Here is a 24,716-nt window from a genome sequence, read left to right as displayed (position 1 = left end):
ACAACTGGATGACACGGAGAAGCCGGCATAATTTTCAATATTCGACCCTTGAGTCCCTATATAAGCTTCGCCAGCCTCCGCCTTATGACTAGACCAAACGAAGGAATGTAGGTGCATCAGACGCCAAGAGACATGGGAGGGTACGTCATCATAAGTAGCGCGGAGATCCATAGTGCATCGTATAATGAAACATCACTGCAACCAGTATTATCCAGCAGTGACCGCGTAGCGTACCTATAAACTGTTAAAAACTTACACATTTAAAAAGTACTGTTAATCATCGTGTTGAAAAATATTTTTTTGACACCCTTACATCGGTCTGAACCGTTGATACATCAACATTTATAGAGGGAGTTGAATTTAAGTTTTACCCTTTTATTGATTCTACATATGCTTGTTTGACGCGTATGTTTCAACTATTCAAGTATAAATGGGCCGTTGATCTTTCGTTCAACTTATATAGTAGATAAAGGGCTTTTAGTTCAAGAGTTTGAAAATACCAGAATAATTAACTGTGATTTTTATCCATAACAAACAGGCAAGACAACTAAGGTAGCCACGATAGAAGAAGGCAGTCTAAATGCACAACTTCGTATCCGCAATGTCTGCATAATTTGGTTTCTGCTAGCCTCGGCAACGTAGGCATTAGTACTTTCTGTGCGTTATAAGAACCTCGCTTCAAGGTTTAAGAGTAGGAGAGAGCTGATGCAGCATGTGGACTCATTAAAAGATAAAACGATGACAGGTTTGTTTTGGAGTTTAGCTGACTTAATGGCAAATCACGGCATACAATTTATTATTCAGATTATCCTTGCGAGGTTATTGTTACCTGAACACTTTGGGATTATTGGGATGATTATTATACTAATCGCCATTTCGAATTCGATAGTAGACAGTGGTTTTTCTCAGGCATTGATTCGGGATCAAAATACGAGTCAAGAGGACTACTCTACCATCTTTTACTTTAACTTATTTATTGCTTTAGTGATATATGGGATATTATTTATATCTTCCAATGTAATTAGTACTTTCTTTGGAGAGCCACAGTTGATAAAAATAATAAGGGTACTTTCCTTGGTGCTAATCATCAATTCTTTAGGATTAATTCAAAGAGTGATGCTGATAAAGAGCATTGACTTCAAGACAATAACTAAAACAGGTATTATAGCTGCCATTATTTCAGGAAGTATAACGATTGTCTTTGCATTACTGGGGTTCGGTGTATGGAGTCTTGTTATTAATATATTATCAATGCAATTTATTCAAACGACATTGCTGTGGTTCTTCAATAAATGGTTACCCAAGAAAACATTTAACAGACAGTCCTTCAAAAAGTTCTTTAGGTTTGGATACAAGCTACTATTATCAGGGCTTATCGATACTTTTTATAATAATTTATTTTTTGTAATAATCGGGAAGTCTTATTCCGTAACTCAACTCGGGTTTTATTCAAATGCTTCTAAATTAAGGGATAATGCTTCTTTGGCAATACTTATTTCGGTTCAACGTGTGACTTATCCAGTTCTTAGTAGCATTCGGGAAGATCAGAAATGGCTGAAGTCTGGATTTAGAAAAATTATGAAGACAACTGCTTTTATAACCTTTCCTATAACGACAGGGTTAATAGCAGTTGCAAATCCACTATTCACTTTACTTCTTGGTGAGAAATGGATACCATCCGTTATCTATTTTCAACTTCTCTGTGTAGCAGGAATGTTATATCCAATTAATGCAATAAACCTAGACATTCTTAAAGTAAAAGGGAGATCAGATTTATTTTTATTAATAGAAATAATATCAAAAACAATTTTAACCATACTTATAGTCCTATCATTATGGTTTGAGTTAGGGATTATCGGTTTAATTGGAGCGGCGGTATTAAGTACGTATATAAATTTATGTATAAACGCATATTTTTCGGCAAGAGAAATAGCCTATACGGGAAAAGAGCAATTGATGGATCTTTTGCCTATCTATTTAATCTCGATCTCTATGGGCATTGTGGTATATATGGTTGGAGAAGTTTTGCCTAGTAACCCTTATGTGGAGTTGTTTTGTCAAGTGAGCATTGGGGTTGTCATATATATATCAGCTTGTAAATTAGCAAGGGTGCAAGAGTTGAATACAGTCTATCGAATGATATGGGCATTAGTGATGAAAATAAAATCTGCACTAAATAATACTAAAAGTATGGTAAATCGAATAGACTAAGTGATGGGATTTCGAGGCGATTTCATCTCCGCTCATACAGTTCTGATTAACAAGAAGTTGTACAAGGGGTAGATGGGTATGGTAACAGATATTTATTCGGTGATTAGCCAATGTGGCTCGAAGTTGCCAATCGAAATAACGAAAGCACTAGGTTAGTAAATGCAGTTCGAAAATTAGTAGTGGAGGGGAAAAGTTGAAAAAAATCCTATTTGCTGCGACCGTTTATCACCACCTCTCTTCCTTCCATAAACCGTTCATGGCATTATTTCAAGAAAAAGGATTTGAAGTACATGCAATTGGCAGTAATTCTATGGGGCGGAAAGATGAACTTATTGAACTAGGAATTATTTGTCACGATATAGAATTCGATAAGACGCCTTTCTCAAGTAAAAATAGATCAACAATCAAAGAACTTAATTGGTTATTTGAAAATATTTATTTTGATTTAATTCATGTCCATACGCCTATTGCTGCTTTTATTACAAGGTATGTAGCTTCCAAGAAAAAACAGGGAAAAATACTATACACGGCTCACGGTTTTCATTTTTTTGCGGGGGCTCCTGTGAAGAACTGGTTATTTTATTATACGGCTGAAAAAATCGCTGTTAAGTGGACAGATGGACTAGTTGTTATGAACAAAGAAGATTTTCAATTAGCTAAAAAGTTAGGCTATCAAGAGAATGAAAATGTATTTAAAGTACACGGAGTTGGGGTAGATTTATCTGAGTTCAAAACAAATGCAGTAAGTGAAGAGGTGGACATTCGTCAGGAGCTAGATTTAGATAAGGATACGCTTATAATAAGCTGTATCGCTGAGCTAAGTGCCCGGAAAAATCACGAGTTTTTATTACAGAATTGGAAGGCAATCATTGAAAAATATCCCAATGTCCATGTAGTTTTTGCTGGAAACGGGAAGGCCGAGAATAAGATTAATACTATTATTGAACAGCAAGGATTAAAAAATGTGCATGTGCTAGGTTTTAGGGGAGATGTACCTAAGCTCATTGCATCTTCGGATATTGTAACGCTTTTATCTAAACATGAGGGACTTCCGAGATGTCTAATGGAAGCAATGGCTTGTGGTAAAACGATTATTACGTCTAATGTCCGTGGTTCTACAGACTTGGTCGAGCATGGTAAAAGCGGAATGACAGTCGAGCTTAATGATAATGAAAATCTTGTGAAAAGCTTTATAAAGTTGCTAGGAAATGAACAAATGAGAATTGATTTTGGTAAACAAGGACAGCGGAAAATTCAAGATTACAGTTTGAAAAATGTCTTACATGAAATGGATACTATTTACTCTCGTTATTTGACGTAAGAAAGGGGAATCCCTTCTATTGGCAAAAGTTAAAAAAGTCATCATTCCAGCTGCAGGTTTAGGGACCCGTTTTTTGCCTGCAACAAAAGCGATGCCGAAAGAAATGCTTCCAATTGTTGATAAACCGACCATTCAATATATCGTTGAAGAGGCAATTTTAGCAGGAATAGAGGATATTATCATTGTTACGGGAAAAGGGAAACGGGCCATAGAGGATCATTTTGACAATGCCTTTGAACTTGAAGCAAATCTAATTGCAAAGGAGAAGTTCGAACTTCTTGAAAAGGTGTTGGAACCGGCATCAGTAGATATTCATTATATTCGGCAGAAAGAGCCACTGGGGTTAGGACATGCAATTTGGTGTGCACGAAAATTCATAGGGACAGAGCCTTTTGGTGTCATGCTTGGAGATGATATTATTAGAGGGGAAATCCCTGCTATGAAACAATTAATCGAGCAATATGAAGAAATCGGTTCGAGTGTTATAGGTGTGCAACAAGTCGATGCTGACACGATTCATAGATATGGTGTGATTGATTTCATGCCGCAAAAATCAGATTTGATTCAAATAAGAGATCTTATTGAAAAGCCGTCTAAAGAACATGCACCTTCGAACTTGGCGATTGTTGGACGGTATATTTTAACTCCAGAGATATTTCCTTTTCTCGGTGAGAAGCGCATTGGAACAGGGGGAGAAATCCAACTTACTGATGCGATTCAAAGGCTGAATCTTATTCAGAATGTATATGCTTATCAAATTGAAGGAAAGAGGTATGACGTCGGTGAGCTATTGGGTTTTATTGAAACGACGTTAGCATTTGCTCTTGATAGACCGAAGTTGAAAGTAGAAGTGGTTGAGATAATGAAGAACTTTCTTGAACAACAAGAATATGAGGGTATCTTGAGATAAAAAACGTTTAAATGAAATTCATAAAAAACACCCCCTCTATCAATTTAGTTACTAAAACTAAATTCGATAGAGGGAGTTTTTTATTTTTTGATAAAAAATTCAAGAGATCAAGCGACTGATTCCACTAGCGAAGCGACCAATTAAGCGATTGAGCGACTGATTCCACTAGCGAAGCGACCAATAAAGAAATTGAGCGACTGATTCTGCTAGCGAAGCGACCAATTAAGAAATTGAGCGACTGATTCCGCTAGCGAAGCGACCAATAAAGAAATTGAGCGACTGATTCCACTAGCGAAGCGACCAATTAAGCCGTCCATCGACTGATTCCATTCTTAGACTTCATTTAAAAGCAGGAGAATGAGTCGATTCGGTTCAAGTCGATGCCAAAATATTCCCATCTTCTCTGTCTGCTACGCCATCTGTATCCAGCGACGGATGTTCTTCCGACGAATGTTGGGAAAAACCAGAACCCTTGCCTTCTTGATAACCAGACGTACGTAAAGCGGTGTAAGCATCCGCTGATTGCACCGGGATCTACCCTTAATAACTGGGCGCCACCAGCGGGATAGGGAGGTGAGAAGTTCGGCGGTGGTCCTTGTGGTCCTTGCTGCCCCTGTTGTCCCTGCGTCCCTGGAGGACCGAACCATGGCATGCCAGGATCGGATTGCCACTGTTGATTCCCAGGCGGTGGTCCGAAATCAGGCATCCCTTGCCCAGGCGGAAATCCTGGTGGCGGTCCAAAGTTTGGCATCATAGGCCCCTGTTGGAATCCCATAGGCCCCTGTTGGAATCCCATAGCCTCCTGTTGTTGTCCCATAGGCCCCTGTTGGAATCCCATAGCCTCCTGTTGTTGTCCCATAGGCCCCTGTTGGAATCCCATAGCCTCCTGCTGTTGTCCCATAGGCCCTTGTTGGAATCCCATAGGCTCCTGTTGTTGTCCCATAGGCTCTTGTTGGAATCCCATACCCTCCTGTTGGAACACCATAGGTCCCTGTTGGAATCCCATAGGCCCCTGTTGTTGCCCCATAGCCTCCTGCTGAAATCCTTGTGGTGCGAAGTCGGTCATATTTTGTTCTTGCATTCCATAGCCTTGCATATCCATTCCTGGTGACCATCCAGCGGTTTCATGTTCCGCCATTCTTTGTGCCTGTTGTTTTTCAAATCCTTCAGGTAATTGGGGGTACCATTGTTGCTCTCCGTTATTACCCGGTTGCATATTTACCATCCGTTCACTCCTTCCAAGCGATTCTTCCTATCCTATGCAACAATAGAACAAAGGGCGCGGATTTTAATCACTATCCAGGCTTCGGGCGCCAGTCGCTCGGGTTATGGGTTGTTTCAGCTTTGCGGTAAAGGACGTCGCTTTGTCAAACCATCTTATGCCTGTCGCGTCTGGGCGGCGCCCTGCGCTTTTATTTATTCAAACTTTTTTCGTACATACAGGTCTAATGTATAAGAGGGATGGAGGTGGGGTTTTGACCGATTTAGAATTGGCAGTGAAAGCGATTGCTGGAGATGATGATGCTTTTCTGTTGTTGATGTACGCAACTAAAGATGCTTTATTCAGAACAGCGCTTGCTTACTTGAAAAATGAAGAAGATGCGCTTGAAGCGGTTCAGGAAGTTACTTTTCGAGCATATGAAAAAATTCATTCATTACGAAAACCTGAGTACGCAAAAACATGGCTTATCCGAATTATGATGAATTACTGTCGTGACGTTTTGCATAAACAGAAACAGTTCACATTCAATAAAGAAGCTCTATCACAACACGGAATCAGTGAAAATTATACCTATCTGGAAGTCGAAGAAGCACTCGCACAACTGACGGAGGCTCAACGCGAGCTGGTCCATTTGAAATATTTACACGATGTTAAAATTAAGGATATTGCCGACATGACAGCCACACCAGAAAGTACAGTAAAAACGAGACTTTACAAAGCGCTCAAGTCACTCCGTTCATATTTCGATGAGAAAGGGGAGGTCCGCCGTGTTTAGAGATGAGGAAGAAAAGTTGGAGAAGTGGAAAGATGAAATTGAAAAGAAGGAAGTACCGGATATACGGCTAGAACAAGCGATTAAAGATGGATTCGGACGTGCGAAAAATGTGCAATCAAAGAACAAGCGCAGGTATTATAAACGTAGTGTTTGGTCTGTTGTAGTAGCTGCAATTCTGTTGCTTACTTTCGTTACATCCATTCGCGTCTCCCCTGCTTTTGCAAGTATGATTGCGTCGTTACCCGGTATGGAAAAGATTGTAGATTTAATCCAGGACGATAAAGGTATCTCGAGTGTGGTTGCGAATGAATATTACCAAGAACTGAATAATTCGTCAGAAATCGATGGGGTAACATTCACGCTTCTTGGAGCAATTGCAGATGAGCAGGAAATGACGATTTTCTACAGTATTGCAAATACCGAAGGAGAAGAACGCTTTCGGTTAGCTTCTCTAGATGTGTTGGATGGTGAAGGGAATAGAGTGGCAAGAGATACATCAACAATACCTGGTTCTGATTTTACCAGTAAAGGAAATAATATCGAACAAACAGCAAGAACGAATTTGAAATTTGAAAAAGGTGTCACTGTAAATGAATTTGTATTAAAAGTCACATTACAAGCTGATAAGCGGTCAATCGATTATGAAATTCCTTTTACACTTGCGAAAGAAAAAATGCCGACGATCCGATATCCGATCAATGAAACTGTGTCGATAGAAGGTCAAAACATCACAATTAAACAAATTGAGATCTCTCCGATAAAGGTCAATGTCCATATCGGTTTAGATCCGGCGAATACAAAGAAAATTTTCAGATTTGAGGATTTACGTTTAGTAGACGATAAAGGCGAAACATGGGCAATCATTACGAACGGAATAGCATCCAGCGGTAGTTTAGATGATGATGAAGTTATCTATCATTTAGAAAGTAACTATTTTGAACAAGTTGATGGTTTAAGTCTTGTATTTAACAAGCTGATGGCGCTTGATAAAGTTGAGGCGCATTTATTAATTGATACGGATAAGAGAGTTATCTTGGAGCAACCGGCAGATCAAAGGTATTCAGTTTTACAAATGAAAAAAGGATATTTTGAATTCCTCTTAAAGGCTGAAAAAGGGTACCATACAGGACCATTCAATTCCTTTATTGATGCTGAAGGAAAAGAAATTAATTTTACAAGTGGTGGTTTTTCACGTAGTGAAGATGAAACTGTTGAAATTACTGCAAGTTTTCCGTATGAATCCTTTGTAAATCCGATTAAACTACCTTTATACGGATATCCACAATGGATTGAAGGAGACGTCAAGATTAAAATTAAATAACTGTTAAAAGTTCTGCGGTATTGTAAAATGCCGTGGAACTTTTTTAATGCTTCACTCCGCTAAAACAGTACCTTATTAGCACGGAACAAGTTTTCGGAATTATTGACAAAAAAGCGCTTACATCGTGTACGATAACTGTAGATTACTAAGGAGGGGTTCATTTTGGGAAAAGCATCTGAACGCGTTATCCGGTACCGGGGAACGGAACTGAATACGAAGGGGTGGCAGCAAGAAGCGGCACTTCGTATGCTCATGAATAATTTGGACGCAGAAGTGGCGGAGCATCCAGATGAATTGGTTGTCTATGGTGGAATCGGAAAAGCGGCACGTAATTGGGAGTCGTTTGACGCGATTGTTCGCTCGTTGAAAGAACTTGAAAATGATGAAACATTACTAGTACAATCGGGAAAACCGGTCGCTATTTTCAAATCACATACAGACGCACCGAAAGTACTGATTGCGAACTCGAATCTTGTTCCAGCCTATGCCAACTGGGAGACGTTTCATGAGCTCGATAAAAAAGGTCTCATGATGTACGGTCAAATGACGGCGGGAAGCTGGATTTACATCGGCTCACAAGGAATCGTGCAAGGAACTTATGAAACGTTTGCAGAACTTGCGAAGCAACATTTTGATGAGTCGCTAAAAGGTACAATTACGTTGACAGCAGGGCTTGGCGGAATGGGTGGCGCGCAACCGTTAGCAGTGACAATGACGGGCGGCGTCTGCATCGGTATCGAGGTCGATGAAACGCGTATCGACCGTCGAATTGAGACACGCTACACAGATGTGAAAACCGATTCGCTTGATGAGGCAATTCGTCTTGCGGAAGAAGCAAAAGCAAAAGGGGAAGCCCTGTCAATCGGACTGATTGGCAATGCGGCTGACGTGTTACCAGAAATGATCGCACGCGGATTCATTCCAGATGTCCTCACAGATCAGACATCGGCGCATGATCCATTGAATGGGTATATTCCGTCGGGGATGTCATTGGAAGAGGCAGCAAAACTTCGTGCAGAAAATCCAACTGACTATGTAAAACGATCAAAAGCATCGATGGCAAAACACGTTGAAGCAATGATTGACATGATGGATAAAGGTGCGATTACATTCGATTATGGTAACAACATTCGGCAAGTGGCGAAAGACGAAGGCGTCACTCGCGCATTTGATTTCCCTGGATTTGTTCCGGCTTATATTCGTCCGCAGTTTTGTGAAGGAAAAGGGCCTTTCCGTTGGGTAGCATTGTCGGGAGACCCTGAAGATATTTACAAGACGGATGAAGTCATTTTACGTGAATTCAGCTATAACACGCATTTATGCAACTGGATTCGGATGGCGCAGGAGAAAATCCAATTCCAAGGTTTGCCGTCACGTATTTGTTGGCTGGGCTACGGAGAACGTGCACGGTTCGGAAAAATCATCAATGATATGGTCGCTTCAGGTGAATTAAAAGCGCCGATCGTTATCGGTCGTGATCACCTCGATTCAGGTTCCGTTGCTTCGCCAAACCGCGAAACAGAAGCAATGAAAGACGGTTCTGATGCGGTAGCGGATTGGCCGATTCTAAACGCGATGATCAATGCAGTCGGCGGGGCAACTTGGGTTTCTGTTCACCACGGTGGCGGAGTTGGAATGGGTTACTCCATCCATGCAGGAATGGTTATCGTTGCAGACGGGACGAAAGAAGCGGAAGCGCGTATTGAGCGCGTACTAACGACAGATCCGGGAATGGGCATTGTTCGTCATGTCGACGCAGGGTATGAAATTGCGGAGAAGACGGCACGCGAAAAAGGCGTCAACATCCCGATGATGGCAAAAGAGGCGAATATGGAATGAAAACAATTGTTTGGATCAAACATGCGACGCAACTTATCACGATGGCGCATGGCAACAAAGGACCGCGCATTAAAGAAGCAATGAGCGATTTAGCAATCATTGAAGACGGTAGTGTATGGATTGAAAATGGGATCATCCAAGCTGTTGGAACGACAGCTGAAATCGAAAAACAGTTCAAAGATCGAGTGCACGAAGCCGAAATTACGGATGCGGCAGGCTATCTTGTCACACCCGGACTAGTCGATCCGCATACGCATGTCGCTTATGGTGGAAGCCGTGAGCGTGAATTTGAAATGCGTCTTGAAGGCGCGACCTATATGGAAATCATGAATGCGGGCGGCGGCATTCACGCAACAACCCGAATGACGCGTGAAGCGACGGAAGACCAACTCGTCGAACAAGCGAAAAAGCGCCTCAATTCCTTTCTGAAACATGGTGTTACGACAGTCGAAGGGAAAAGTGGTTATGGTCTAGATGTTGAGACAGAACTGAAACAGCTCCGCGTCATGAAACGATTACAAGAGGAGCATCCGATTGACTTAGTTCCCACATTCATGGGTGCACATGCAGTTCCGACCGACTATAAAGGTCGTGAAGAAGACTATGTCAATCTCATCATCAATGAAATGCTTCCGGCTGTTGCCAATGAAAAACTTGCAGTCTTCAACGATGTGTTCTGTGAAGTGGGTGTGTTTACTCCCGAACAGTCTGAACGGATTTTGGAAGCAGGGAAAAAATATGGCTTGATTCCTAAAATCCATGCAGATGAAATCGAACCCTATCAAGGGGCTGAACTGGCTGCAAAAATCGGTGCGATTTCGGCAGAGCATTTACTGAAGGCATCTGATGAAGGAATCGAAGCAATGGCTGCCGCTGGAACGATTGCGTGTTTACTTCCTGCAACCGCTTTATTCCTTAGAGAACAAGCAGCGCAAGGTCGGAAAATGATTGATGCGGGTGTACCTGTCGCAATTTCGACAGATTGCAATCCGGGTTCATCACCGACAACATCAATGCCGCTTGTCATGAACCTTGCATGCATCTTGATGCGCTTGACGCCAGCGGAAGCACTAACTGCAGCAACGTATAATGCGGCGTGTGCCATTCATATGGAGGAAAAAACTGGCTCACTCGAACCAGGAAAACAAGGGGATGTCGTCCTTTGGGAAATCTCTAACTACCAGGAACTGCAATATTTGTTTGGTGTAAATCATGTGAAATCCGTCTGGAAAAAGGGTGTCAAAGTCGTCGGATAAGCAATTTTGTGAATAAAGGATGGGTGTCATGATCAATTTAACAGGTTCGTCTCTTACACTTGAAATGATAAAGGAAATTCTATATAAAGGGTCCGCTATTTCATTGGACAAAGAAGCATTGGAACGTGTCAAGAAAAGTCGTGCAGCAGTAGAAAGAATTGTACGAGAAGATCGAACGGTTTACGGCATTAATACTGGTTTCGGTAAGTTTAGCGATGTGAAAATCGATGAAAAAGATACGAAAGCATTACAATTACATCTTATTCGATCCCATTCATGTGGCGTCGGGGAACCATTTCCAGAATCAGTTTCAAGGGCAATGGTTGTACTACGGTTGAATGCATTATTGAAAGGATTCTCGGGAATTCGAGTTGAAGTACTTGAACGGTTTGCCTACATGGTGAACAACCGAATCCACCCGGTCATTCCGCAACAGGGATCCCTTGGAGCGTCAGGAGATCTTGCGCCTTTATCGCATCTCGCACTCGTGTTGCTCGGTGAAGGATTTGTTTGGCAGGATGGCAAGCATATTCCGGCGGCGGATATTTGGAAAGAGCATGGAATGGAACCTATTGTGCTTGAAGCGAAAGAAGGGCTTGCGCTCATTAACGGTACCCAAGCAATGACTGCACAAGGTGTCGTCAATTATTTAGAGGCGGAGTCACTCGCTTTTGATAGTGAATGGATTGCGGCAATGACGATGGAAGCATTGTATAGCATCACGGACGCATTCCATCCCGCAATCCATGAAGCACGTGGTTATCCGGAACAAATTGATGTGGCGGTAAGAATGCTAGACTGGTTGGATGGCAGTAATTATACAACCGTACAGGGGGAAAAGCGTGTCCAAGACGCCTATTCAATCCGTTGCATCCCGCAAGTGCATGGTGCAAGCTGGCAAGTGCTTGGCTATGTGAAAGAGAAACTTGAAATTGAGATGAATGCCGCAACAGATAACCCACTCATTTTTGACGATGGCGACACGGTTGTATCAGGTGGAAACTTCCACGGTCAACCGATTGCATTCGCGATGGATTTCTTGAAAATCGGAGTGGCAGAATTGGCCAACATTTCCGAGCGACGCATCGAACGACTCGTTAATCCACAACTGAACGAAGGATTACCACCATTTCTCAGTCCAGAACCCGGATTGCAGTCAGGTGCAATGATTTTACAATATTCGGCGGCAAGTCTTGTCTCTGAGAATAAAACCTTAGCACACCCAGCATCCGTCGATTCTATTCCGTCATCCGGCAACCAGGAAGACCATGTATCGATGGGAACGATTGGCGCAAGGCATGCACATGCAATCATCAAAAACGCGCGCAACGTCCTCGCAATCGAAGCACTCTGTGCGATGACAGGTTGTACGATTCGTGGAGTAGAGGGCATGGCGCCGAAAACGCGGGTTAAGTACGATGAACTGCGTGAAGTTGTTCGTCCAATTGACGAAGACCGTATTTTCACACCGGATATCGAAGGTATTGCTCGGTATTTATTGGGATGATATTGGAAAAAGCTGAAGCCGGAATTTTGGGCTTTAGCTTTTTTTCTGTGTAGGAAAATACATAGTACAAGACGAGGGGAAAGGGCTTTTCTTACAATGCACTATACCCGCATCATATATTCGGCGTATAGTTTATTAATTTTTTCAGGCACTGGTACGCTTAACTCTTCTTGTAACTTTTTCTGAATAGCTTCATAACATTGCATACAAGCTTGTTTTTTATTTTGTCCGATTAAAAATTGCAAGAGCAAAAACATATACTGCTCATTAAATTCATCTAGCTCTAGCATTTTTTGTAGGCAATTTAATTTTAGTAATGGGTTCATATCTTTTGTATCGGTAATATATGTTTCAAGCAAGTGTAAGACATCTTGTTTTAGGCGTATCCGTATTTGAATCGCCCAAGGATATTCTTCCTCTGCTAAAAAATCACCTTCATAGCAATTTAACAGCTGTTGAATCGACTGCTCATTATGTTGCTGTCCTTCTACTAACTGCAAAAGTTCCCGGTAATCACTATCAATCTCACTAGTTAACTGATAGTGATTATTGACGAGTAAAATAGGATACTCACTCCCATTTTGCTTAAGCATTTTTCGTAAATGATAGACAGACGTATGAAGGGTAGTTCCCGCTTTTTCTAACTCTATTTCCGGCCATAAATCTTCCATAATAACCGTATTTAATAAGGGTTTTTTTTGATAAAACCATAAATACAAGAATAGTTCTCTCACTTTTTTTGTACGCCATTTTACAGTGTCCTGTCGCACATCTAGTAGCTGAAAGCTTCCAAATGTATAGGCATACAAGTTCAATTCCTTTTTTGGGGTCTGTGTTTCTTTACCATTTTCATAGATTTTCTGTGCTTTTTTCAACGCTGTTATTAAACGATTCTCTCGGACTGGCTTTAACAAATAATCTGTAGCTTCAACATCAAAAGCATCCACTGCAAACTGTGCATGAGCTGTCACAAAAATAATTTGCACATAAGGGTAGCTCGTTAATAGTTTCTTGGCAACATCCAAGCCGTGAATATCAACCATTTCCATATCCAAAAAAACAATATCAATCCGTTCTTTTTCCAAAAGTGCAAATGCATCCTTGGCATCTGTAAACGTACCTTTAATACAAATTGAAAACTGTGTTAGTTTATTTAAAATAATGCTCAACACATTAATTGCCCACTTTTCATCATCAATGATGACGATGTTCATATGCGTCACCTCCTGGTAATAAAATAATAACCGTTGTCCCTTTTCCTTCTTCACTGTACAAACGAAAACTGGCATTTTTAATGAGCTTAAATTTTTTTAATGGATTCGTAAAACCGATACGCGGATTTTCCTCGTTCACTAATTGCTGCAATTTATCTTCAGGGATGCCTACACCACTATCATCAATTTTAATGCGTACCAACTGACCTTCTCGTTGCACGCTTACTTCAATCGTACCGCCTTCTTTTTTCTTGGATACCCCATGAAAAATTGCATTTTCAACTAACGGCTGAATGGATAATGCAGGAATCATTAAGTCAATCGATTCGTCTATATCATAGATCACTGTAAGGCGATCATCAAAACGCATTTTTTCAATATAAAGATATGCTTTTACAAGTTCAATTTCCTCGTCTAAAGTAACCATACTATTCCGATAATGAACATTCAGCTTGGCACGAAAATAAGTAGATAAATAGTATAGCGCCTCACGCGTATTCTCTATATCTGTATAACTTAACCCGATAATCGTATTAAGGGTGTTGTAAACAAAATGAGGTGTCACCTGTGCATATAAAAAATTCATTTCATCCTCAATTGCATCGACGGAAGATTGACGAACAGCCAGTAGGGATTGGATACGCACTAATAACTCATCCATTGCAATCGGTTTTTGTAAATAATCATTTGCCCCAACCTGTAGGGATAACACTAAATCGGAATGTTGCATAATCGCTGTTAAAACAATAATTGGCAACTCTAGCATATCGTGCTGCTTCCGTACCCTTTTACATAAATCATAGCCTGACATGCCGCCCATCATTAAATCGATTAACATACAATCCACCTTATGCGTTTTTAAATATTCCATCGCATCAAAGCCGTTGTCAACCGCAATAAACGTATAACCCCTTTGTGTTAAAGCATCTGCTAGCACCTTAATATTCACATGATCGTCATCGACAACTAAAATTGTTTTATCATTTCCTTTATGAAAAAGCGGTAGATCTAATTGAAGTACTGTACTATCTGTTCTATGCACACCTGCTCGCTGATGTTTCTCGCTAGCTATTTTTTCCGCATTTACAAGTGGCATTGTGAAGGTGAAAATTGTTCCGACACCGAGTGTACTCTTGACGTAAATTTCACCATTTAATTTTTCTATTATATTCTTCGCAATGCTTAATCCTAAACCGAGGCCTCCACTATCGTATTCTTTCTTCACTTGATAAAAAGAATTAAAAATACGCTCTACATCTTGTGAGGATATGCCAGTTCCTGTATCACTTACTTGTATTTTCATTTGTTCTTCGCAGATATTTGCCATAACGGTGATTTGCCCTTGTGATGTATGCTGTAGCGCATTATATAATAAATTATAAAGCACCTGCTTGAAGCGCAATTCATCTGTATACATCGCTGGTAAATCATGATCGACGGTACTAATAAGCTGTACTGTTGCATCATCAGGCAATAGGCTGTGTATTTCTGCTATGACTTCATTTATAACGGTGATTGGCACAGCACGCTGCGTGACGCGTACTTCCTTCGACATATGATTCGATGAAAATAATAAATCTTCTACTAAATAACCTAAGCGTTGCGTGACGTTATGAATTAAAATAACATTTTCTTGCTGCTCACGCTTTAAAGGACCCTGTGCACCTTCCATTAATGATTTCGATAAATTCAAAATACCATTTAAAGGCGTACGTAATTCATGGGACGTTTTTAATAGAAACTCATCCTTCAATTGATTATGTAACAATAGCTCTTCCGATAATGCTTGTACTTTTTTAAAGGAGGCATTTGCCCTAAAACTGAGAAGTGACGCAAAACTATATAATACGAGAATAAACAATAGTAGTTCACTATAATTCATCGGCACATCAAATAAAAATTTAACTACCATCAATAGTGCATGGCAGCAAAGCGATACTAAGAAAATTAAAATATAATGTGCACCCTCTACATTTTTCATGAGCACGCGTAAAAGGATAAATAAATTATAAAGTACCACCGGAAGTATAGTGACTACAAATACTAGTTGTAACAATAGTAAAGAAGCTGTCCCTATCGCCATACCATTGTTTGTGAATGGATCATAAATTGCATATATGAAAAAAAGTATACCAAGTAAAAAACTAATACTATAGATTGCCTTTTTCTTTATAAATTCGGGATATATATAATAAATAAAGTAGGTTAAACAAGCAATCACAAGTGGTAAAATGCCTAATTGTAAACGAACTTGTCCCGAAGTATCTATCGGGGGCATAATAAGGAAGAACACTTTTTGATTGATGAATGACATGTAAAGACCTAATAATATAGTGAATAAAGCAAGAAATAATTCCTCTTTCCGCTTCCGATTCTGACTGTATGAAATCAAATAAATGAGTCCAAATACCATATAGCCAATTGACACAAAGGCATCTACCAATACTTTCTTACGATAATATTTTTGAATGGATTCCTTTTTACCGAATTCGACGTGGAAGAGAATACCTGCCTTTGAATAATTGCGATTTCCCACATGAATGATTATATCTAGCTCTTTATTTTTACTTTTAGCAAAAACCGTATATTTATCGGCATTTTCAAAACGAAAAGCTTGAAGTGTATCACTTGGATTTCCCACCGCGCCAACATCTTCTCCGTTAATAAATATGCGATTTGCTTGTCGTATTGTCCGAATATATAAGCCGTATTGTCCCTCAACAGGTACCTTCACCGTGATATGATAGGTCCCGATGGAAAGACCTTCCTCATTTGGTTCGACAAAGTCATCCCATTTAGCAGGCACTTCAATGGGAATACGCTGTTGTTCATACGCATCAATCGATGCACTAGGTGGAATCAATACGTTTGGATAAAACGACCACTCTCCGTCCAATTTTAAAATAGACTGTTGCTGTAGTTGTCCATTATCAATGGTCGTGACGCCATCTTGTACAATGGGCCGGCTATCTGTTCGAAAGTACTCTTGATTTCCAAGAAAAAACACAACCGTAAATAGCATGATAATGGTCACAGTAATGCCACTATTCTTTTTCATTATCATACCTCCTTAGTTTTTTTGGGAAAATAAATTTTTATGTATGTAAATTCTATCCCGTGACAACTAAATAAACCACCTACAAAGGCTTTTAAAACAACTTTGCAGGTGGTTTGTTTTATAGGTTCAATGCTCGGTATATAAAGGAGACAAATTGGGCGCGTGTTACGGGTTCATCTGGCTTGAAGTCCCCGTTATCTCCCAATGCAATGCGATTGTCCGCAAGCGTTGAAATATAATCCTTTGCCCAATGCGTTGAAGGCACGTCCCGGAATAAATTTGCACTTGTTCCATTTGACTCTAATCCAAATGCTAACACAAGAACCTTTGCCATTTGCGCACGTGTCATATTCGCATCGGGATTGAATTTACCGTTTGATGCGCCATCGAAAATGCCCGCCTGATAGACTTTGGTGATGGCAGCGTAGTAGAAATGGTTCGTTGGCACGTCGCTAAAGGCAATCGAGTTACGTATTGGTGCTAGCTCAAATGCACGTGTAAACATGATGGCGACATGCCGGCGTTTGATAGGTTCATTTGGTCTAAATGTCCCGTCCGGATATCCTATTATTATACAACGACTAGCGATATCTTCAATCATTTCCTTTGCCCAATGAGTTGAGGTATCCGTAAATCTAATGGTACACATTGGTCCTGTCGATTCTTCTGGTCGCTCTACTTCTTCGGGTGTCTGAACCGGGATTGGCGCTGGTTCTTCATCAGCAGAATGATTCATCGTCCACTTTGCGTACAGTGTGGAATTTTCTGTCACTACATCTGTCGCGAAACGCCATTCATTCGTTAAGGCTGCTTCCTTGTACCATCCCGCAAATTTATGATTTGCTTTTGTTGGAACTATGGGATTCGCTGCTTTTTCGTTATATGCAAGGGTTTGTGCGGCTACAGTTGATCCTCCATTTGTGTTAAAGGTTAATGTATTGGTACTAATGTAACCGCCACCTCCACTGGGAGAATGATTAGTTGTCCACTTTGCATACAGTGCTGTGTTTTCTGTTAATACATCGGATGCAAATTTCCATTCATTCGTTAAAGCTGTTTCCTTGTACCATCCTGCGAATGTATGACCTGCTTTTGTTGGTACTGTGGGCGTTATGGCTTTTTCATTATGCACAATGGTTTGATTTGCTACTGCTGTCCCTCCATTTTCCTCAAAGGAGAGTGTATAGCTATTCGTGTTCCATTTCGCATGCAGCATTGTGGCCGCTGTTACTGTATCTGTCGTGAAAATCCATTCATTCGTTAAAGCCGCTTCCTTGTACCACCCTGCAAATGTATGACCAGATTTTGTTGGCGGTGTGGGCGCTGTCGCTTTTTCATTTTGCATAATGGTTTGATTTGCTACTGCAGTCCCTCCATTTTCCTCAAAGGAGAGCGTATAGCTATTTGTATCCCACTTCGCATGCAGCGTTGTAGCCGCTGTTACTGTATCTGTCGTAAAAATCCATTCAGTCGTTAAGGCCGCTTCCTTGTACCACCCTGCAAATGTGTGTCCTACTTTTGTTGGGGCTACGGGCTCTAGTGCTTTTTCATTAGACGGAATTCTTTGATCTAACACAACTGTTCCACCAGTTGTGTTAAAGGAGATCATATAGCTATACTTCGCATAAATAGTCATTGGCTGGGGGACGGTATTATTCCAATTCGTGCTAAATTCAGGCTCGTTAAACCATTCAATAAATACAGCGGATGGTTTAGTTTGACCTGTGAAGGACGACGGATTAGTAGTTGGTGTACCCTCAAATTTCACATTGTTTAATGTATTTCTATCAAATACCTTTTCTCCAATCCTGGTCACACTACTTGGAATTATCACACTACTCAACTGATTGTTCTCAAATGCAAAATGTTCAATTGTCGTCACGCTGTCAGGTATTGTTACACTTGTTAATAAATTAGAACCAAATGCAGTTTGTCCAATCTCAATCACGCTATTCGGCAATACTATACTTGTTAACTTATTGCCGGAAAATGCAGCTTGTTTTATTAAGGTCACATTACTCGGAAATACAACACTCGATAAATTATTTCCGTTAAAGGAAAAACTTTGAATCGTCGTCACATTATCTGGAATATCCACAGTCTCTAATAGATTAGAAGCAAATGCATATTCTCCAATCGCTGTCACACTGTTTGGTATCACCACACTCGTTAACTTGTTATCACGAAATGCAAGGCGCCCGATTGTCATCAAATCTTCTTGCATCGTTACACTTGTTAACCCTTTACTCTTAAATGCATCGTCCCCGATCCCCGTCACAGTTTTTCCATCTAACATGTTTGGAATAACAACATCCGTCGCTGTATCTGTATAGCCTGTAATTGTTACACTAATACCATCACTGTTCACATCATACTCAAAACCATTTTCACTTAGGGCATAGACAGAAAAACCACTAAATTGCGACATTAGTAAAAAGAAAATAACTAGTAATAGACTACTTTTTCTCAAAAAAACACCCCAAACTTTATCTTTATTTGATACTTATAAAAGAACTATAAATGAGCAAATGCGTTTTCAAAATTTCATAGTATAAGTAAATTGATTATTCCTATGCGGGTTTTCACTCATTTAAGACATAAGTGAAACGAATGCTCCGAACTGTATTAGCTATATCGATCCTTTCTGCCATTGCTATGACTGTTGTAAAAAGCTTATCGTAAGCGGTGTGCTATTTGTTCTCAGCATTTGCTCCTTTTTGTTATAGTAGTTTCATAAATATCAATTCCATCCTATCAGTAGCAGGTTGGACAAAATCTAGACAACTAAAAAAACATGTTTTTCAATCGAGACTAAAAAATGAAATAGTAACAATAGCTGACATTCCTTTTGGGGTTGAATCATAAAGGGGATTATTTTTTCAGGAGAATTGTTGTAACAACCAAGGGTTCGTGGTGTATTATTCCAATAATGAAAATATAAAAAGAGATGATTAATTAATATCTATTACATTTATGTTGAAATCAAAAAAGTTCTATATGCTTAAAGAATACTGCAATTTACGAAATAATATCTTATAAAACTAATCATTTTGCTCGCATTAGTAAATACACTGTCAGTACAGCAAAATGAGGGCAGGCTGAGCTATTGAAATACAGCGATTGGGATTCTTACAAGTCCTGCGGTATCTATGGTAATGCTACAAAAAATACGCTAAACAATAAAAATGAAAGAGTGGTCATAGTGAAAAAATTATTTTTGGTGATTTTAATCTGCTGTTTTATTGGATCAATATTTATTAGTCAAAGAACAAGTGTCGCTATGGAAAAAAGAATCGATACTAATTTTTCTTTGATTGCTCAAAAAATTGATAAAGAACTTGCTTTAGGAACGGGGTTATCTACAAGTTCGGATCCCCATGATTATATTCAGGATGATGTGAACTTTAACGAAATAATCACGCTAGGTAATGATGCACTGCCGCACTTATAAAAAAGGTTATCTCAAAGTGTAAATAGCGGTCTGCAAGAATACATTTTAGCAATCGCAATTGAACGTATCGCAAGGGTAGATCTAAAGAAAAAAGAATCTTCTCAATGGGAAACAGCACAAGAATTTAAATTAAAATGGAAGGAACACTTGGCTTCCATTCCTGCTACTGTTGATGCAATTTCTTCTAGTTCCAAACTAAGCCCCAATGAAAAAGAACAGCTTCTTTTGGAATTAGGGACACCTGCGATACCATTCATCCTAGAAAAAGTTGAATCCGGTAACGAAGAATTATTCCCAACTGTTATTGAATTAACTAAAGGTTCTAAAGTAGAAGCAAAAGAAAGTGTTGAAAATATAAAGGAATGGGTAACCAACAATAAAAACGCTTTTAATGACTTGAAAAAACATGTTCAGGAGCAAAAATAGGGTCAGAGAACTTACAAAGTTAAACTAACTGAACAATCTGTTTTATCTGTGGAGTAGAGGGCATGGCGCCGAAAACACGGGTTAAGTACGATAAACTGCGTGAAGTTGTTCGTCCAATTGACGAAGACCGTATTTTTACACCGGATATCGAAGGTATTGCTCGGTATTTACTCGGTTGACATAAAAAAAGCTAAAGCCGAATTTGGGGCTTTAGCTTTTTTATGTGTAGGAAAATATAAAGTACAAGACGAGGGAAAGGAGCTATTCTATATTCAGACTCCATCATCTTCTATTCAAGATAGGGTAGTAGCTTAGCCAATAATTTATGAACAGTAGTCGCGGGATTCATTTTCGACGGAACGGTAATTTCATCCTCGTAATATCTTTCCAACAGCCGGTCACTCCTCCTACTAGCCTCTTTGGTGAAATCTTTTAAATCATTATAAAAAATACGTTGTTTCTTTGAATAGGTTTCGCTTATAATTCCTTTTTTCGCGTTCATTCTGTCTCATTGGAATTACCCCACATGTTAAATTCCTTCAAAACAGGCACTCCACCATACTTACCCAATAAATAATCCTTATTATAGCTTGCGTCATTTCGAACTTTTCGATCATCATCTAATTTATACTCAGCCAATGAATACAATTCTGCAGTCAAATCTTTCTGTTTTTCAACAAACCAAATCTGATCCCTTCTAAAAACATCCTTTGTCAAAGTGTAATTATCATGCGTCGTATAAATCAATTGCGCATTATGCGGATTCGTCTTTTCATCATGAAACATCGTAATGACATACCTTAGCAACAATGGATGTAGTTTGGTATCAAGCTCATCAATGAAAATAACGGAACCATTTTGCTTTTCAAAAGCGTGGTCAAAAACCACCGTCTTTAGACGGTATACGCTTTAGCCTTATCTTTTAGTTTTTGAGCTTTATTTTTGATTTTTATCTTTAGTGGGCTTTAGCCCAAATAGATTCCACCTACTTTAGTAGGTGGTTGTTCAATATGCTTGATAATGAATTCAATGAAAGCTACAAGTTTGCTCATCTATTCAGTCGTTCTCACCCTTGATTTTTGAAAATTGTTCAAGCAGTTTTATTACTTCTGGTATATTTCCATTCTCTTTAGCCATATAAAATGCGTCATGGCCATCATTATCTTTGATGGTCGGATTAGCTCCAGCCTCTAACAGCATACGAATCATTTCAATATTATGGGGTGGATAAATAGCGCCCATAAGTGGGTAATAACCATAATTATCTTGAATGTTCGGATCTGCTCCGTATTCTAATAGCAAACTCATTATATCTGTTTCCACGTTTGAAGTCGCAGCATATAGGGCTGTTTTTCCATCCCTATCTACTACATTTGGATTCACACCACTTTTAAGTAAAGCTTTGACTTTTTCAAAATCACCGGCATTAGTAGCTTTTATTAATGGTGGATTAGGGTCCTGGCTAGGCGCTCTATCGGCCAACAATCGAGCCATGAACAAAGCGAAATGTTGACGTGAAAGATTATTATTCGGCTTAAATGACCCATCGGAATAGCCTTTTGTAATGTTCTCTGTGGATAATACACTGATATAATCCTTAAAGGAGTTAGTAGCTACAACGTCTGTAAAGTTTACGTCTTCCTTTTTCGATAACTGATAGCCCTTGACGAGAATCTTGGCCATCTGACCACGAGTTACCGGCGATGACGCGTCAAAATATTTGCTGCCATCTTTATTCGTTTTTCCAGAGATAAATCCTAAATCAACGGCCTTTGCTATTATCTCGTAGCCGTGACTCCCAGGCTTTACATCTGTGAAATTCGGATTGGGTGCGCTGTATTCAGTAATCTTTTTTTCTCGTAAGATCATTGTGACAGCTTGAAGACGAGTTAGGTTTTGAGTGGGTTTGAAAGTGCCATCAGGATAGCCTTGTATTATCCCTTTATCGGCTAAGTAAGTAATTTCTTCTTTGTACAAATTAACGTCTGTAAACCCAATTGCATTTACTTGCGTTGGGGATGAAAACGCCAAAACTAGTAGCAACGTAAAACACATGAAAAGACATCTTTTTAACATTTATTTACCTCCTCCTATCTACTAATATGTTACAGTAGCCATATTGGAAAGTCCACGTTATTCAGAATTCCACTTAATTAATCTCTTATTGAACATTTTGAATTTTATAGTTGAAAAGATACATTGAATTTATAGTAGATATAAAATTCAAAAGTAACGCTACGTTAGAGAGAGGAAAAAACACATATGATAGTAGAAGAGCGGATAAGTTACTGGGTAGAGTCATACGATCAAAATGGCTATTTGAATGGTTCCATATTAATCGCTTCTAACGATAAAATCCTTTTAAACAAAGGTTTTGGTATGGCGAATTGGGAATATAATATACCTAATATGCCTACAACTAAATTTCGCATAGGCTCACTTACTAAGGCTTTTACAGCCATGGGGATATTTCAATTACATGAGAAGCAGAAGTTGAACATAAACGATCATGTAGGTAAGTATCTTCCCGATTATCCAAACGGTGATCGAATTACGATATATCATTGCTTAACCAATAGCTCGGGTATTCCCAATTATACAAATTTTGCTGATTTTTGGTCTAGTACAATGAGACTACCTTCAACTTTAAATCAGCTTATTGATTCATTTAAAGAACAGGAATTAGACTTCGAACCGGGAAGTAGTTTTGGGTATTCAAACTCAGGTTACACGTTGTTAACGGCTATTATCGAAAAAGTTACAGGCATGTCTTATACAGATTATATACAAGAGCAAATATGTCATCCGCTGGGCATGTATAATACAGACTGTGATGACGGAATAAAGGTCGTTCCAGGTTTAGCTTCTGGTTATTCATACTGGGAAGAACCGATTCATCCCGCATATGCGGACATGTCATTTCCATTAGGAGCATATGGTTTATATTCTACAACAGAGGATCTATTTATTTGGGATAAGGCATTAAGATCGTCTGAAATACTCTCTAAGGAACTAACGCAGAAAATGTTTACTCCAAATCTAGGTACCTATGCATGTGGTTGGATGATAGCTGAAATAGTGGATAGAAACTGTGTGCATCATTTTGGTGATATCAGTGGTTTTTCTAGCGAATTTCTTAGGTTTGTCGATGATCAAGTTACGATTATCTTTTTAAGTAATATGAATGTTACACCTGTAACCCATCTAAGTCAGGAAATTGCGAAAATCATTTTTGGAGAAAACGTATCATTACCGTTTCCTGCTGTACCTATCCCATTTGCAAAAATAAAATCTATAGAGGGTAAGTATTTAATTGGAAATGAGGAATATAAAGTTCTGGACATTTCCGTGAAAAATGAAGAACTATACCTTACAGCCCCTAAGATGTACGGAGCAATGTATAAATTCAAACTTGTCCCAGTTAGTCACGACTCTGTCAAAACAACTTTTGTAACCGAGATGATTAATGAACAACTTGTATTCTATTATTCACCATCAGGGGCAATAGAATATGTGCAGTATATAGACTGTTATGGAAAAAGGTGTAGGACGAATAAGGCTGGGTAGGTTCTCATAGAGTTCGGAAGATTGTTTATTTTTTGGTGAAGAGTTTAAATCTTCGAATCGTTTTCAATTAATTTTTTTATGCATGATAATTTTATTAGCAATGTGGTTTTTATCTACTCGTACACCGTCATCTTAAGCAACTAAAAAGGGGGGAGCATACATGAAAAGAGTAGATGTTGCCTATGTACTTCTATTGGATGAACAAGGAAAGAATGTACTAATGGTCAAAAATAAAGGTGAAGGGCCTTCTTACTATACACTCCCAGGCGGAGCGGTAGAAAAGGGAGAAACGCTTGAAGAAGCGGCCATTCGTGAAGTGAAAGAAGAAACAGGATTAGAAGTACAAATAGATGGTATTTTTACGGTGAGTGAGGCATTTTTTAAAGAAAGAGGACATCATGCGATCTTTTTTACTTTCAATGGAAAAATAATCGGTGGGGAAATAACTATTTCATTTCCAGAAGAAATTGAGGAAATTACTTGGATGAATGCCCAAGCGGCAGAAAAGTACATACATCTATCAAGTGGATTTGAAGGATTGATAAAAAGTAAAACTACGGTTCCATATATTCTTAGGAAAGCTGGCAGACCTGAATCTTACTAGTGCCAGTTCAACTCCTATAAAAATCAAACTCTTT

18 protein-coding genes are annotated in these 24,716 nt (G+C 39.3%); 12 read left to right on the top strand and 6 right to left on the bottom strand.

Annotated features, from left to right (window positions below; all coding sequences use genetic code 11):
* Nucleotides 1-705: 705 nt before the first annotated feature.
* The 3 genes from H4683_RS17535 (at nucleotide 706) to galU (ending at nucleotide 4,442) form a co-directional block, all read left to right on the top strand.
* Complete coding sequence (locus H4683_RS17535; RefSeq protein WP_192600123.1) at nucleotides 706-2,211, top strand: lipopolysaccharide biosynthesis protein; 1,506 nt, start codon at nucleotides 706-708, stop codon at nucleotides 2,209-2,211.
* A 193-nt stretch (nucleotides 2,212-2,404) separates the two neighbouring features.
* On the top strand, nucleotides 2,405-3,532 hold the full coding sequence (locus tag H4683_RS17530) for a glycosyltransferase family 4 protein (RefSeq protein ID WP_225942189.1): 1,128 nt from the start codon (nucleotides 2,405-2,407) through the stop codon (nucleotides 3,530-3,532).
* A gap of 19 nt (nucleotides 3,533-3,551) precedes the next feature.
* Nucleotides 3,552-4,442 (top strand): UTP--glucose-1-phosphate uridylyltransferase GalU, encoded by an 891-nt coding sequence (gene galU, locus H4683_RS17525; protein ID WP_192600122.1) that lies wholly within the window; start codon nucleotides 3,552-3,554, stop codon nucleotides 4,440-4,442.
* 343 nt (nucleotides 4,443-4,785) lie between these two features.
* On the opposite strand, the gene H4683_RS22230 is transcribed toward galU, so the two are convergent.
* On the bottom strand, nucleotides 4,786-5,667 hold the full coding sequence (locus H4683_RS22230) for a mediator complex subunit 15 domain-containing protein (protein ID WP_338062494.1): 882 nt from the start codon (nucleotides 5,665-5,667) through the stop codon (nucleotides 4,786-4,788).
* Nucleotides 5,668-5,917: 250 nt separating this feature from the next.
* Between H4683_RS22230 and H4683_RS17515 the strand changes: the two genes are divergently transcribed.
* The 5 genes from H4683_RS17515 (at nucleotide 5,918) to hutH (ending at nucleotide 12,362) form a co-directional block, all read left to right on the top strand.
* Nucleotides 5,918-6,439: a sigma-70 family RNA polymerase sigma factor gene (locus H4683_RS17515; protein WP_225942187.1), complete on the top strand. Its 522-nt coding sequence runs from the start codon at nucleotides 5,918-5,920 to the stop codon at nucleotides 6,437-6,439.
* Nucleotides 6,432-7,760, top strand: coding sequence for a DUF5643 domain-containing protein (locus H4683_RS17510; protein ID WP_192600121.1), 1,329 nt, complete (start codon nucleotides 6,432-6,434; stop codon nucleotides 7,758-7,760). The genes H4683_RS17515 and H4683_RS17510 overlap by 8 nt, the downstream gene beginning before the upstream one ends.
* A gap of 162 nt (nucleotides 7,761-7,922) precedes the next feature.
* Nucleotides 7,923-9,599, top strand: coding sequence for a urocanate hydratase (gene hutU, locus H4683_RS17505; protein ID WP_192600120.1), 1,677 nt, complete (start codon nucleotides 7,923-7,925; stop codon nucleotides 9,597-9,599).
* Nucleotides 9,596-10,855 carry an imidazolonepropionase gene (hutI, locus tag H4683_RS17500; protein WP_192600119.1) on the top strand — a complete coding sequence of 420 codons (1,260 nt, stop codon included), beginning with the start codon at nucleotides 9,596-9,598 and terminating at the stop codon, nucleotides 10,853-10,855. Before hutU ends, hutI begins: the two co-directional genes overlap by 4 nt.
* 28 nt (nucleotides 10,856-10,883) lie before the next feature.
* The gene (gene hutH / locus H4683_RS17495; RefSeq protein WP_192600118.1) at nucleotides 10,884-12,362 is read left to right on the top strand and encodes a histidine ammonia-lyase; all 1,479 of its coding nucleotides are present in this window, start codon (nucleotides 10,884-10,886) and stop codon (nucleotides 12,360-12,362) included.
* A gap of 101 nt (nucleotides 12,363-12,463) precedes the next feature.
* Here hutH and H4683_RS17490 read toward each other — a convergent pair whose 3' ends face one another.
* The 3 genes from H4683_RS17490 to H4683_RS17480 all read right to left on the bottom strand — a co-directional run bounded on the left by H4683_RS17490 (nucleotide 12,464) and on the right by H4683_RS17480 (nucleotide 19,104).
* Complete coding sequence (locus H4683_RS17490) at nucleotides 12,464-13,576, bottom strand: response regulator (RefSeq protein ID WP_192600117.1); 1,113 nt, start codon at nucleotides 13,574-13,576, stop codon at nucleotides 12,464-12,466.
* Nucleotides 13,557-16,634 carry a sensor histidine kinase gene (locus tag H4683_RS17485; protein WP_192600116.1) on the bottom strand — a complete coding sequence of 1,026 codons (3,078 nt, stop codon included), beginning with the start codon at nucleotides 16,632-16,634 and terminating at the stop codon, nucleotides 13,557-13,559. The genes H4683_RS17490 and H4683_RS17485 overlap by 20 nt, the downstream gene beginning before the upstream one ends.
* Before the next feature lie 118 nt (nucleotides 16,635-16,752).
* A complete protein-coding gene (locus H4683_RS17480; RefSeq protein WP_192600115.1) occupies nucleotides 16,753-19,104 on the bottom strand; it encodes an InlB B-repeat-containing protein in 2,352 nt (783 codons plus the stop codon).
* A gap of 636 nt (nucleotides 19,105-19,740) precedes the next feature.
* On the opposite strand from H4683_RS17480, the gene H4683_RS17475 reads away from it, so the two are divergent.
* Both H4683_RS17475 and H4683_RS17470 read left to right on the top strand, forming a co-directional pair.
* Nucleotides 19,741-20,085, top strand: coding sequence for a hypothetical protein (locus tag H4683_RS17475; protein WP_192600114.1), 345 nt, complete (start codon nucleotides 19,741-19,743; stop codon nucleotides 20,083-20,085).
* Nucleotides 20,086-20,232: 147 nt separating this feature from the next.
* On the top strand, nucleotides 20,233-20,511 hold the full coding sequence (locus H4683_RS17470; protein ID WP_192600113.1) for a hypothetical protein: 279 nt from the start codon (nucleotides 20,233-20,235) through the stop codon (nucleotides 20,509-20,511).
* A gap of 498 nt (nucleotides 20,512-21,009) precedes the next feature.
* On the opposite strand, the gene H4683_RS17465 is transcribed toward H4683_RS17470, so the two are convergent.
* Entirely contained in the window at nucleotides 21,010-21,399 is a 390-nt protein-coding gene (locus H4683_RS17465) for an AAA family ATPase (protein WP_192600112.1), read from the bottom strand.
* A gap of 168 nt (nucleotides 21,400-21,567) precedes the next feature.
* On the bottom strand, nucleotides 21,568-22,587 hold the full coding sequence (locus tag H4683_RS17460; RefSeq protein WP_192600111.1) for an ankyrin repeat domain-containing protein: 1,020 nt from the start codon (nucleotides 22,585-22,587) through the stop codon (nucleotides 21,568-21,570).
* Between the two features lie 186 nt (nucleotides 22,588-22,773).
* Here H4683_RS17460 and H4683_RS17455 point away from each other — a divergent pair, with 186 nt between their 5' ends.
* Together H4683_RS17455 and H4683_RS17450 are read left to right on the top strand one after the other, a co-directional pair.
* Nucleotides 22,774-24,078: a serine hydrolase domain-containing protein gene (locus H4683_RS17455; protein WP_225942185.1), complete on the top strand. Its 1,305-nt coding sequence runs from the start codon at nucleotides 22,774-22,776 to the stop codon at nucleotides 24,076-24,078.
* A 160-nt stretch (nucleotides 24,079-24,238) separates the two neighbouring features.
* Nucleotides 24,239-24,682: an NUDIX hydrolase gene (locus tag H4683_RS17450; protein ID WP_192600110.1), complete on the top strand. Its 444-nt coding sequence runs from the start codon at nucleotides 24,239-24,241 to the stop codon at nucleotides 24,680-24,682.
* The last annotated feature ends 34 nt before the right edge of the window (nucleotides 24,683-24,716 follow it).

The sequence above is a fragment of the Sporosarcina limicola genome, from assembly GCF_014873855.1.
Lineage (GTDB): Bacteria > Bacillota > Bacilli > Bacillales_A > Planococcaceae > Sporosarcina > Sporosarcina limicola.
Note: the sequence above shows the minus strand (reverse complement) of the source record. Positions and strands in the feature narration are given on the sequence as shown.